The organism is Arcanobacterium phocisimile (assembly GCF_016904675.1).
Lineage (GTDB): Bacteria > Actinomycetota > Actinomycetes > Actinomycetales > Actinomycetaceae > Arcanobacterium > Arcanobacterium phocisimile.
Genome location: NZ_CP070228.1, coordinates 363156 through 375306 on the forward strand (window position 1 = coordinate 363156; position 12151 = coordinate 375306).

At 52.6% G+C, this 12151-nt stretch carries 9 protein-coding genes; 5 read left to right on the forward strand and 4 right to left on the reverse strand.

Annotation, left to right across the window (positions count from 1 at the left end; translation table 11 throughout):
- The first annotated feature begins 67 nt into the window (after positions 1-67).
- From JTE88_RS01550 to JTE88_RS01560, 3 genes are read left to right on the forward strand one after another with little or no spacing between them, the layout of a single operon-like run.
- Positions 68-658, forward strand: a complete 591-nt coding sequence (locus JTE88_RS01550) for an SAF domain-containing protein (protein ID WP_204424934.1) — start codon at positions 68-70, stop codon at positions 656-658.
- Positions 655-1878: a CpaE/TadZ family protein gene (locus JTE88_RS01555; protein ID WP_204424936.1), complete on the forward strand. Its 1224-nt coding sequence runs from the start codon at positions 655-657 to the stop codon at positions 1876-1878. Before JTE88_RS01550 ends, JTE88_RS01555 begins: the two co-directional genes overlap by 4 nt.
- Positions 1857-2306 carry a DUF6912 family protein gene (locus JTE88_RS01560; protein ID WP_204424937.1) on the forward strand — a complete coding sequence of 150 codons (450 nt, stop codon included), beginning with the start codon at positions 1857-1859 and terminating at the stop codon, positions 2304-2306. The genes JTE88_RS01555 and JTE88_RS01560 overlap by 22 nt, the downstream gene beginning before the upstream one ends.
- A 6-nt stretch (positions 2307-2312) precedes the next feature.
- On the opposite strand, the gene JTE88_RS01565 is transcribed toward JTE88_RS01560, so the two are convergent.
- On the reverse strand, positions 2313-5378 hold the full coding sequence (locus JTE88_RS01565) for an AAA family ATPase (protein WP_204424938.1): 3066 nt from the start codon (positions 5376-5378) through the stop codon (positions 2313-2315).
- 1 nt (position 5379) lies between these two features.
- Positions 5380-6573 (reverse strand): exonuclease SbcCD subunit D, encoded by a 1194-nt coding sequence (locus JTE88_RS01570; RefSeq protein ID WP_204424939.1) that lies wholly within the window; start codon positions 6571-6573, stop codon positions 5380-5382.
- A gap of 166 nt (positions 6574-6739) precedes the next feature.
- Between JTE88_RS01570 and JTE88_RS01575 the strand changes: the two genes are divergently transcribed.
- Together JTE88_RS01575 and JTE88_RS01580 are read left to right on the forward strand one after the other, a co-directional pair.
- A complete protein-coding gene (locus tag JTE88_RS01575; protein WP_204424940.1) occupies positions 6740-8179 on the forward strand; it encodes a PAS domain-containing protein in 1440 nt (479 codons plus the stop codon).
- Positions 8180-8361: 182 nt separating this feature from the next.
- Positions 8362-9621 (forward strand): SIR2 family protein, encoded by a 1260-nt coding sequence (locus JTE88_RS01580; protein WP_204424941.1) that lies wholly within the window; start codon positions 8362-8364, stop codon positions 9619-9621.
- Positions 9622-9705: 84 nt separating this feature from the next.
- Here the strand turns inward: JTE88_RS01580 and rsgA are convergent, their stop codons facing one another.
- Positions 9706-10779, reverse strand: a complete 1074-nt coding sequence (gene rsgA, locus JTE88_RS01585) for a ribosome small subunit-dependent GTPase A (protein ID WP_204424942.1) — start codon at positions 10777-10779, stop codon at positions 9706-9708.
- Positions 10776-12146 (reverse strand): 3-phosphoshikimate 1-carboxyvinyltransferase, encoded by a 1371-nt coding sequence (gene aroA / locus JTE88_RS01590; protein ID WP_204424943.1) that lies wholly within the window; start codon positions 12144-12146, stop codon positions 10776-10778. Before aroA ends, rsgA begins: the two co-directional genes overlap by 4 nt.
- Positions 12147-12151: the final 5 nt, after the last annotated feature.

Below are 12151 nucleotides of genomic sequence, written 5' to 3' on the forward strand. Positions count from 1 at the left end.
TGGCTGTGGATAACTCTATTGTGGAAAACTTTTTCGGGAAAAATCCAGTTACTGCAAATATAGAGCTATGGTTTCGATTCAGCGTTTTACTCAGCGAGCCCGCGATCCACGTATTCTTCTTGGAGCAGTATTGATTTTAGGTGGTGGCGTTGTTGGCGGCATGCTAGCCCGGCCCGCACACACCGTCCAAATTCCTCAAGCAATCGAGCATATCGCAGCCGGAGATCGACTAACAGCAAAAGATTTTATTTTGGTGGACGTGCCAGCACATCTGGCAGCGAGCTATGTTCACGGTTTAGAACTGCCGGAAGGCACCTATGCTGGCCGGCCTCTTTCCCCAGGCGAACTCCTCAGCACCAGCACGCTATCGACCCAGCATCAAGGAAGCACACTTGTCCTACCACTTACAGTACCTGTTTCAGCGGACCTCAAACCCGGACAAGACGTCACTATTTGGCGGGTTCCGCGCACACACGACGGTCAAGCAAGCATAGTTGCCCAACATGCAATCTTTGTCGTTACTCGCGAAACTCGGTCAATGAGTGACGGTAAACAGAAAGTCGAAGTACGGTTGAACGAAGCCAGCGTAGCTCATGTTATGACCGCTCTTGGGCAAGGTGATGAATTTGTTGTCATCGCAGAAGGGAAATACCCATGAGTGTCTTGTTGTGCTTACCAACACAGATCGATTCTGCTGTCATCGAAATGTTGGCAGAAAGCGGTGAAACGCATCTTATTGCGCGCAGATGTGCCGACTTGGCTGAAGTACTTGCCGGGGCCAGAGCACGTATTGCGACGTTAGCGGTTATTTCTGAAGATGCCGATTTCCTAGACCTCACCTTGATCTCGGAGCTGCGCCAGTATGTTGGGGTAGCGATTGTTGCACGCCCTTGTGCAGAATCTGGCAGGAGTGCAACCTCCTCGACGTATTCATCTCGGGATCTTCGAGCTTTTGGAAACGTCGAGATTCTCTCACCGCTACCGATAGAAATTGTAGCTCGGATACGAGCGGTGCAAACTATTGCTGAGTTTTCTCCGCACCAATTACATAATGGAAACACGAGTAAAGAGAACAATGAAGGAAGTCTGGTTGCAGTGTGGGGGCCTGAGGGCTCCCACGGCCGGTCAACTCTGATACGTGACTGTGCGGTGCTTATGGCGCAAAAGGACCAGGTGCGGGTTGTTGATGGAGATGTACGATCGCCATCGTTAGCCCAGTTCTTTGATGTGGAAGAAAGTTCAGGAATCATTGGTGTAGCTCGTATGATCGACCAGGGTAAAAAGCCTGATATTGACGCGATCTTCTCTGAGCTTTCTGCGGAGTTTTGCGGGGTTGAACTGCTTGCAGGCATGAATACTGGGCAACGTTGGCGTGAGATTTCTCGGCCGGTTGCGGATCGGATCTGGCCGGTAGCGTGTGCGGATTGCGCTTTAACCATGGTGGATTTGGCTGGCGGCTTGGATGAGCACGGTGAGCGGATTGATCGCTGGGCGTTATCGCGTTCTGCTTTGGAGCGGGCTGATATTGTTATTCATGTTGCATCGGCGACGCCGATTGGGTTACGACGTCTAATTGAGCATTGGGATTCTTCTCGCGAACAGGGTTTTGCCCATGAGGCGATTGTGTTGACTGGGGTGCGTTCGACGGCGTTGGGCGTTAGTCCGATGTTCCACGCCCGAGACGTTTTGCATACGGTGGGTATAACAGATATACCGATTTTTGGTGTTCGTGAGGAACGTGGTCGCCTTGATCGAGTGCTGTTATCTGGAACGGCTACCACACGGGCGTATCCCAAAAGTGGGTATTCGCGGGATTTGGAGCGAGTTTGTGCGTGGATTGAGGATAGAATGCGTTTATGCGCATCTATATCCCCATGACATTAGCTGAGTTATCTGCCGAACGTGTAACCGCTCGTCGTGTCCATGCAGTTACTTCCGAGCTTCGCGCCACGGTTGTGGACGAGGACTCCGAAGGCTATGAATATATTGCTACGTTGGCTGCGGCAGACGATTCATTACGTATGCTAGGGGAGGGCCCTGAGAGCTCTCTGCGCAGGATTGTGGCGGTGGCTGAAGTGGTGGACTCGTCTATTTCCGCGGTATCGGATCCGCAACTGCCGACGGAAGTTGAACTCGGGACTGATATTTCATGGAAAGACGTCGAATCATTCCATATGGATGCGCCTGGTTCAGAATCGTTGATCTCTCAGGCACTCGCGGGCGATGAGGAGGCATTCTTAGCCACCGGGGATATTGAACTGTTGTGGTTCGATATCAGTGAGCGTGAGCAGCTCGCAGCCTTGTGAGGATTCTTAACTGATAACGGTGATGGTGGAACCGGCGCCTTTCTTTTGCGTGATGCGTACTTGATTGGAGATACGGGATTTCAGTTCGTCGACGTGGGAGATCAACCCAACTTTGCGCCCATCGCGGGCGAGTTCAGTTAGTGTGGTCATGACTTCGTCGAGCACTTCTCCAGACAGTGTGCCAAAGCCTTCATCGATCATGAGAGTGTCGATGCGGATTCCACCGTTTTCTTCTTGAACGACTTCGGTCAGGCCGAGTGCGAGTGAGAGCGATGTGTAAAATGTTTCACCGCCGGAGAGACTGCGAGTAGACCGGATTTCGCTGGCGCCTTCGCCGCGTGCGTCATAGTCAATAATCGACAGCCCGAGCCCGGTCTTGCGTTCCTTTTCTGCTTCATCGGGACGAACCAGCTCATAGCGTCCGTGAGAAAAACGTGCCAGATAATCGTTGGCATGTTCGATCACCATTTCGAAACGCTTCATCAACACCCACACTGGCAAACTGACACTGGTGTGTGAAGCTTTGCCAGCCTGAGCTAGTTGATCGAGACGGGCGAGCGGGCCGGAATCCTCCACTTCTTTTTCCCACGCTCGAAAAGCGGCGTCGACCGCTGTGTAGAGACGATGTGCGGTACGTGCGCTTTCGCGAATAATGGCGGCCTGTTGGGCGCATTCTTCTTGGCGTTCTTGGACAGCGGCGTATTCTTCACTGCGTTGTTCCACCGCAGTCGTTTCTTCGCCGGTGAGTTTCGCAATTTCGGGTTCTTGTAGCTGCCCGTGGACGTGTGCCCAGTTCGCTTCGAAGCGCGAGATAGCGGCTTGCTGTTGTGCTAACTCGTCCTTACCAAGAAATGCTTCTTGTGCTTCTTCTTCACTCATTGCTGCTTCGCTCAGCGCATCAGCCAGGTGCTGGCGTGCAGTGCCCAAGTTTTCGTGGGCTTGTTCATAAGCAGACAGCGCATGGAGGGTAGCCGTGAGATCTTTTCGATCCTGCTTGTGTTCTTCGATAAGCTCGCTGATACTCGTTGCCTCGCCGCGTTCTTTGGCGACGGTTGCGCTATCTTTATCGAGCTGTTCTTGTTCTTTCTTCACGGTAGCTGTGAGGTTGTGATGCTCGGTTTCCAAGCGAGACAAAGCCACTGAAATGTTTTCATGTTCGCCGCGCAACTCCGCTAACAGAGCATCGAGCTTTTCCACCTGGCCTTGTGCGCTACGGGCCTGGCTTTGTTGCTCTTCAAGTGACGTGCGCTGGGCTGCAAGAGTCTCTTCGGTATCCTCACCGAGTTGTTCTTGTAGATGCTCGTACGTGGAGCGTGTGGTAGCTAGCGATGCGGATGAACGTTCGAGCTTGCTTCGCACAGCTTCTAGTTCTTCGTGGGCACGCTCAACGTCGGCTTTAGTGACGTGCTCTTCTTGCGGTTGAGCTGGAGCTGGATGCTCGAGTGAACCACAAACCGGGCATGGGCTATCGGAAGCTAACTCGGCGGAGAGGATGGCCGCCTGGGAGGCAACCCAGCGGGCGTTGATCTCACTATAAGTAGCATTTTGACTCGCAAAAGCTGCCACTAACTCTTTGTGTGTGCCTTCGGCTTGTGATAACTGTGCGGAAGCTGCTTGGGCTTGTGTGAGAATCTGTGCTTTTTCATTGACATCGTCGAGTTTGCGCTGCACTTCTGGCAGGGTGTTGGCCAGTAGTTGGGCTTGGTCGAGATCGTGTTGAGTCTGGTTGATTTTTTGCGGTAGTTCCTCGCGCCGGGCATGTGTTTCTTCTAGTTCTGTTTGGTAACGCGCAAGTTGCTTACCCAGTTTGTTGATTTCTTTTTCGCGAGCTACGTTCCCTTTTTCGAGCGTGTGGAGCTGTTGCAGGTCGGTCACTCGTTCGTCAACTTCTTCGACTTTTGTTTCGAGCGCATCAACGGTTTGTTCGACGAGGAGAGTATCGAGGCTCGGGGATTGGCTCGACTCGTAGACGGCGATGCCTTCATCGATTCGGGAAAGCGTGGTGTCCAACGACTTGCGACGTTTCGCTAGTTCCTTATCAGTATCGACGACGGTTCGCTGGCGCTCTAACGGAACAACCGAAGCGAAGTGGCGTTTTACCAGTTCTCTACCCGCTTCAATCTGCTCAGTTTGTTCGAAGAGATCTTGCTGTTGAGTAAGCAGGCTGGCGCGCTTTTCCAGAGCACCCGCAAGAGCTTGTTCCGCGGAGAGTTTCGCGCGCGCCTCATCGGCGAGCTTCGTGAGTCGCTGAAGCTCGGTGGCGCTATGAGTTTGGCGCTCATCGAGCGTATCCGATACGTCCGAGAGCGTTTCGATAAGTTGGTGTTGTTCCGGATCGACGAGTTCGTCAAGAAGCTGGCGGACCTTTTCGTCCCACTCAGCCACAGCCGGATTTCCTAACCAGCTCGCGGTCGCTTCAGTAACTGCTTGCCGGCGTTTGTCAATCTTTTTGCTCGCCGTAACTGCACGCTGGTGGAGTGCGGTAGCGAACTGACGATACACTCCGGTGTTGAACAGCGTTTCAAGCAGGGTGGAACGATCTTCTGACTTCAATCGTAAGAAATCAGCAAACTGGCCTTGAGGGAGTACAACTGTTTGGACGAATTGTGCCCGAGTGAGTGGCAGAATCTTACTCAACTCAGTGCCTACATCGCGTGCGCCAGAAGCCAGCGGTTCGCCCTTGTCCCACTGGGCTTGTTCAATAGCGGTTTCTGACAGGCGAATCAGGGTAGCTTTTTCTGAAACAGTGGTGGTGCCGCCGTCACGCTTAGGTTTATCCCATCGCGGCGACCGCCGTACATAGTAGGTGCCACCACTGACGGTGAAAACGAGTTCAACTGTGGATGGCTTTGCAGGATCTGCATGGGTGGAACGGATGCGACTGTAATCTGATTCGTCCCCGGCGGTTCTGCCGTAGAGTGCAAAGACGATTGCGTCAATAAGTGACGATTTTCCAGAACCCGTAGGCCCTTCGAGAAGGAAGAGACCGCTAGCAGTCAGAGAATCTAGATCGATTTCATAGTGGGAACCAAACGGGCCCACTCCATCAATAACAAGGCGACGAAATAACATGTTACTTTTCTTCCTTCCCTAGTTGCTCCCACTGGGCGGTCATCAGAGCAAGTTCTTCTGGATTGAGTTCGCGGCCACCGGCGGTGGCAAAGAACTCCGAGAGAACTTCGACAGGGTTTACTTTTGCTAATGAGACCTCCTGTACTGGCATATCCTGGCGTGGAATATCGTGATGAGCTTCAAGTACGTACGGGAAATTCTGGCGTAGCCGTGCCAGCATCCGCTCGGGACGATCAATATCGGTAACGAAAATGCGCAGAAAATGGTCGCGATAGCGTGCATACTCGCTGGACATCAGCTCATCGAACGTTCCGCGCAAGGTAGCTAGCGGGCGATAAATCGGTGCTGGAATGAGCTCAATTTCTGGAGCATCTCCAGCCTGCTCGATAGAGACAAGAACTGAGGATTTCTTATGATGCTCTTCGGAAAATGAGAACGGCAGGGGAGAGCCGGCATACCGCATGAGGGGTTTTTCATGTACCTGTTGTGGGCCATGTAGATGGCCCAACGCCACGTAATCAATAACGCTTTTACCATTGACACAAATATCAAATACGCCACTTGGTACGCTATCAACACCACCAATATGCAGATCGCGCTCTGATTCTGACGGTTCGCCACCAACAACAAATTCATGTGCCATCACGATCGTGGGGAGGGAATTATCGATCGGATGATCGCCGGTAGTACCATCAATACTTTCGCGTACTCGATCCATGGCTGCTTGGACCACTGCTTCGTGACTGCGAGCCAACGGAGATTCGGGATCTGGAGCCAAGCGCACGCGCTCAATATCAGGTTCCAAATACGGCAGCGCATACACGTACCCCACCGGCTTTTCACCACGACGTACCTCGATCGGCGTGCCAATTTTGAGTGGATCGGTGGCGATAACGACGCGTTCTTGCAACAACCCGGCAGTGAATCCTAGCCGCGTAGGAGCATCGTGGTTACCTGCAGTGAGAATAACCATCGTATGTTCGGCTAGCTGCTCCAACGTGCGCGATAGCAACTGAACCATCGCCACTGGCGGAATCCCGCGATCGAAAATATCGCCAGAAATAAGCACGGCATCAAGATCACGTGTGTGGGCTACCTCCACCACATGATCTGACCACAACTCATATGCTTCATGCAGATCTGTACCGTGAAGCGTGCGACCAAAATGCCAATCTGACGTATGTAAAAACCTCATGCGTCTAGTCTAGCCATCGCCTCCGACATAAAATGCGTGACACTGGCCCAGTTATACACATATTTCTAAACTCCGGCACAACCACCGTCGGCCAAACTGTTAAAATACAGGAAGTAGGTAGTGCGCGAACCGATCGCGACCGCCGTCGTCAACCGAGGAGACATACGTGAAACCCGCACCAACTGGAGAAATTCAAGACGTCGAACCGCACGAACTATTCTTTTCAACCACGGATTCTAAAGGCGTTATCCAGCTGTCAAACGAAGTATTCACTCGGTTATCACGATACGACGTCGATGAACTACGCGGAGCACCGCACAATATTGTGCGCCACCCGGATATGCCAGCCTCGATCTTCAAACTCGTCTGGGACACCCTCGAAGCAGGTAAGCCATTCGCAGGATACATGCTTAATCTCGCTGGCGACGGCTCCGAATATGACGTCTTCGCCACCATCACACCACTACCTACCGGTGGCTACCTCTCAGTACGTGCCCGTCCTATGCGCGAAGAAGTGTTCACCCGTATTCGTGAGGTTTATGCGCGCGTTCTCGAGCATGAGAAAACACTGATCGACGGCGGACTTAACCGTCGCCAAGCAGCAGAATCTGCCCTGTCATTCCTTTCTGAGGAACTCTCCCGCGCTGGCATCGACTCCTATGAAGACTTCGAAATCGCGTCACTTCCAGAAGAGGTCGCCTTGCGTGAAACCCAAGGCGTAACTTTCCCGGAACGTGAAGGGCAATCGCAGCTCCACGATATGCTCGCCGCGGTTCACAAAGAGCATGACACGCTCGAAGCATGGATGCGTCACCAAGACGAACTTGCACAAATGAGCGAACGGCTCAACGCCGTCGTCGAACACGTCCGTAGCGATATGGCAACCATGTCTAACGTTTCGCACGAATTTACGCAGCTAGGCGAAGGAAATCCAGCACTACATGCAGCCCTTGAGCCACTCCTGGTGTGGAATCGGATGCAAGGTGTGACCGCGACGTATCTTAATGCGCTTATCTTGAAGGTCACCGCGCTCGACGCCCAGATAGCACAAACCCGTTTCCGTATCGCGCTCTCGCGCCTCCATTCAGACATGTGTGGCATCTTCATTGCTGAACTTATCGACACCGGGTACGACGCTAAAATTGGTGTTCCGGGGCTTGCTCCAGGCTTCGTTACCCGCGAAGTGTTCGACGTCGAAGCCAACGAAACCGCTGACGAACGTGCAGTTCGTGAGCGACTTGAATCACTAGAAATGCTCAGCTCGGTACTGAATGCCGACGTAGAAGCGCTCCAAGAGCACGCTCGCGCCTACCGCGAACGTGCAAACGATATCGCCCACTACATGGATCGTGTTCTGCATGCGATTTCTATTCCGCGTCAGCTACTGGAATTGTGGCAGATGTCGGCAGAAGATGTGGAAATGCCAGAGATTATCGACTCTACCAACGCCACAGTTGCCCAGGCGATTGAGCATGCGAAGGCTTCACATGAGCGACTTGGCGCCTTCCAGCAAGAACTTGCCACGATCTCTGACGTGGAGAATTTCAACGAACTTTCGCAGATTGTCCTAGAAATTCACGCAAAAGTTCTGATTATGCAGGGGTAGTAAACTTAGGTGGCTTGGACTGTGCAAGGTGTAGACCAGTTTCTTTTGAGTTAAAAGTGCAGAGCTCTTATTCGGAACGTGCTCAAAATTGTTTTCCGGATGAGTTCCATTTTTTCCGGGTAGTCTTTATTATGTAGGTGTTTACTTTTGTGTCAGATAATGCTTGAAAGAACGGTTTTAAAATGACTCAACGACGAGTAATGATGTTGTCTGGAAATGGACTGTCAATAGCTGATAACGCAGATTTACGTTTAGACAGTCTGACGAGTGCGTTAAGAGAAAAATTTATTGGTCTATCCGATGATAGTCGTAAAGATGGAGAATCTCAAGAGCTCTCGGAAATGAATGATGTCTTGTCGGCTTTGGCTCAAGATGTTTTTCCTGGTTGCGACTTAAACGATTTTGAGCAAATTGTTGGAGCGTTCGGAGTTGAAGAAGGGCGTATGGAACTGCTTAGCGCCATAGCCCAAGTCACTGATAGAAATACTGAAATGGGTGAGCATATCGCCCGAGTTCAAAAATTTCTCAAGGCGCTTCAAAAGGTAGCAACTGCGCATATTTTAGAAACTATCGATGAACGCCATCGGTCTACGAACAACGAAGTTTCTGCCTTTATATCAGGAGTTATAGAAGAATTCGAGCAACGTTCCTTCATCAATCTCAACTACGATAATCGACTTATGTGGAGGTTGCTAGGGTTGTGTAAAAGTAAGGGAATCGAGTTGCAAGATTTAGCGACACAAGCTGGTAACCTTAAGGCTCGCGGAACATTCGACTTATGTCTGGGGTTGCTTGATAAGAAGTCTAAAATCGAAAAGAAAGCAATTCAGTATTTCTCTCTTGTGGATTCTTCAGAGGATGATTATGCGGTGCGGATAAAAGCGATCAGGGAAGCTAAAACTTCACTGGTTCACCTGCATGGTTCACTAGGTTTTTTCAAGACAGAAGATACGGATGGGGTGACCCATCATATAAAGGTTACAGTTAAAGATATTCGCGACAACAAGCTGTGGGAACGTATGAGGAAACGTCCCAATGATTTTAAGCTATCTCCGTTGGTTATTCTGTCTTCACAAAACCTTAAGCGCAATCTTATTAGTCAAGAACCATTTAAAAGCGCATACTTGCTGTTTGAGCATGCGCTTGCCGATTCGGATCATTGGCTGATTGTTGGCTATTCTTTCCGAGATGAAGAAGTGAATAAGCGGTTCAAGCAAGAAATCTTGAGGAGGAAGAGTCTCAGTGAGCAGGATGATGATTCTTCAAAACATATGCCGACTGTTCTGATCGTAACCTATGGGGATGAGCTCGAAGAGGAGGTTGTGCGTTGTGAGCTCGGAGCTGACGTTAATGATGATCTAGAGCTCTTATTCGAGCGGGATGGTGTTGGGAAAACATTAAAGGGAGATGCTTGGAAGTCTTTCGTGCAGAGCGCTGGGTAGGCGCCCAGTGCCAGGATTTGTAAAATAAGAAAATCTCCACTCGTGGTGAGTAGAAAGTATCAGGGTTTGACTTTGGCTTTCTACTCACCACTCCGGCTTGCCCCGCGAGGCAAGCAAACGCCTAAAGGATTCTACTCGTGTAGCTGCCATTGATCCAGGTTCCACGAATTGTGGATCGTCGAGCGCACACTCGATTACACCATCTTCGTGGGTGCAACCACGCGGGCAGTTTTCAGCGATGTCGTCCAGGTCAGGGAAGCCGCGCAAAAGCCCGTCCGGGGTAACGTGTGCCAAGCCGAACGTCCGCACACCAGGAGTGTCGATCACCGTGCCGTTACCGAGATAGTCGAAGGCCATTGCCGACGTCGAGGTGTGCCGGCCGCGACCAGTAACTCCATTGACGTGCCCGGTTTCTCGAGTTGCTTGTGGAATCAGTGCGTTAATCAGCGTCGATTTTCCAACGCCTGAATGTCCAACGAGAACCGAGACGCGACCGGTGAGTTTGTCGCGCAACTCCGCCAAACCATCGGTAGGTTCCGACTCGCTACCAGCTCCAGGCTCGCTACTGGCCTCAGCTTCGGCTTCAGCCGGATCAACCACGCTGGTAACCACGATGTCTAACCCCATTGGCTCATAAATCGAACGCAACTCATCCGCGGGAGCCAAATCGGATTTCGTCAACGCCAAAATAACGTCCATTCCGGCGTCGTAAGCAGCAACAACACAACGATCAATCATGCCGGTACGTGGTTCTGGCTGAGCTAACGCAGCCACAATGACGAGCTGGTCAGCATTGGCAACAATAATACGCTCGTTTCCTGCTGCTTCGCCTTCTTCACCAACCCGCCGCAAAACTGTTGAACGTTCATCGACTTCCGCGATGCGTGCCAGGGTATCTTTGCGCCCGGAAAGATCGCCAACCATTGCGCACACATCACCAACGACGATACCGCGCCGGCCTAATTCGCGAGCCTTGACAGCGATAACGTCAGTACCGCTGTCGATCATGCGCACATGGTAGCGGCCGCGATCAACCCGGTAGACGCGCCCGCGAGGCGCCTGCGAATAGTCGGGACGAATCTTGGTGCGTGGGCGCGAGGGCTTTCCCGGACGTACTTTCACCCGGTAATCATCGGTACCAATATCGCGTCTGCTCAACCTTTTTCATCCGTTCGTGTGATCATCGATTCCCACATGTGTATAAAATGCGGGAAAGTTTTCGTTGTCGCATTCATATTACCAACCCGCACCCCGGCAATACGCAGCCCTAGGATTGCACCACAGGTTGCCATGCGGTGATCGGCGTAGGAGTCGAGGTCGGCTGCGTGGAGCGCACGCGGGTTGGCATCAATAACGAGCGCATCGCTCGTAGCGTGTGCCTGGACGCCGACGCGGGTGAGCGTGGCGGTGAGCGCTGCAAGGCGGTCGGTTTCGTGCCCACGCAGGTGCCCAATATTTCGCAGGGTGCTTTGCCCGGATGCGAAGGCGCAGATAGCTGCGATGGTGGGGACGAGTTCGCCGACGTCGCTCATATCGACGTCGAGTGGCTGAATCTCGTGCGGGCCGCGGCAAACGAGTTCGTTTCCGGCGGGTGTGGTGACGACCTCGAGTTGCCCGCCGGCCATCCGTAATAGGTCAAGATAGGCGCGACCGGGTTGCGTGGAGTGTTGTGGCCAGTTGTCGATAGTGATGGTTGTTCCGGTGACCATCGCGGCGGCGAGGAACGGTCCCGCATTGGACAGGTCTGGTTCAATTGCAATGCGGCGTGTTTTCTCAAGCCTGCTCGGCGTTGGCGGTTTACCAGGGTCCACCTGCCAAGAGTTTTTATTGACGACGACGGTGTGGCCAGCTTGTTGCAATGCGGCGATTGTCATGCCGATGTGTGGGGTAGACGGGATAGTGCTGTGACTAAGACTGACGTCTAAACCGTGTGACATTAGAGGAGCAGCGAGCAACAGTGCCGAGAGGAACTGTGACGAGGCTCGGGTGTCAAGGGTTATGCGTCCGCCGTCGAGTGGCCCTCGGCCATGCATAGTGAGTGGGAAACGCGGATTTGCTGAATTTTCCCACGATATTTCTACGCCCAGATCGCGCACGGCCGCTACGAGTCCGGCGATGGGCCGGTGGCGGGCGTTCGGCGCACAGTCAATGACGATATCGCCGTCAGCCATTGCGGCTAAAGGCAACACAAAGCGCATGACTGTGCCGGCTTGATGTGCGTTGATCGTGAGGTTGCCGGGTATTTGTATCTGCCCGGATGAATCCCGCGGTATTGGGGAGATCCGGCATCTCTCGCCAGCCCACGAAATGGTCGCGCCGAATGCAGATAAAGCATCTGCCATCGCCCGGGTATCGTCCGATTCGAGGGCGCCGCAGAGTTCTACAGGTTCGTGGCCGGTGGCAGCTAGAAGCATCCAGCGGGCTGTTAAGGATTTTGATCCTGGCAGTGCGATCCGGCCGAACATGTATTGCCCAGCCGGAACTGTTGGCGCCTGCCACCATGAGTGTTCGGCGCGAGTACTCATAGCAC

Excerpts from the sequence above, each read along its gene's own strand:
- JTE88_RS01570 (WP_204424939.1), bottom strand. The coding sequence starts at position 6,573 with ATGAGGTTTTTACATACGTCAGATTGGCATTTTGGTCGCACGCTTCAC.
- JTE88_RS01565 (WP_204424938.1), bottom strand. The coding sequence starts at position 5,378 with ATGTTATTTCGTCGCCTTGTTATTGATGGAGTGGGCCCGTTTGGTTCC.
- aroA (WP_204424943.1), bottom strand. The coding sequence starts at position 12,146 with ATGAGTACTCGCGCCGAACACTCATGGTGGCAGGCGCCAACAGTTCCG.
- JTE88_RS01560 (WP_204424937.1), top strand. The coding sequence starts at position 1,857 with ATGCGCATCTATATCCCCATGACATTAGCTGAGTTATCTGCCGAACGT.
- JTE88_RS01580 (WP_204424941.1), top strand. The coding sequence starts at position 8,362 with ATGACTCAACGACGAGTAATGATGTTGTCTGGAAATGGACTGTCAATA.
- JTE88_RS01550 (WP_204424934.1), top strand. The coding sequence starts at position 68 with ATGGTTTCGATTCAGCGTTTTACTCAGCGAGCCCGCGATCCACGTATT.
- JTE88_RS01555 (WP_204424936.1), top strand. The coding sequence starts at position 655 with ATGAGTGTCTTGTTGTGCTTACCAACACAGATCGATTCTGCTGTCATC.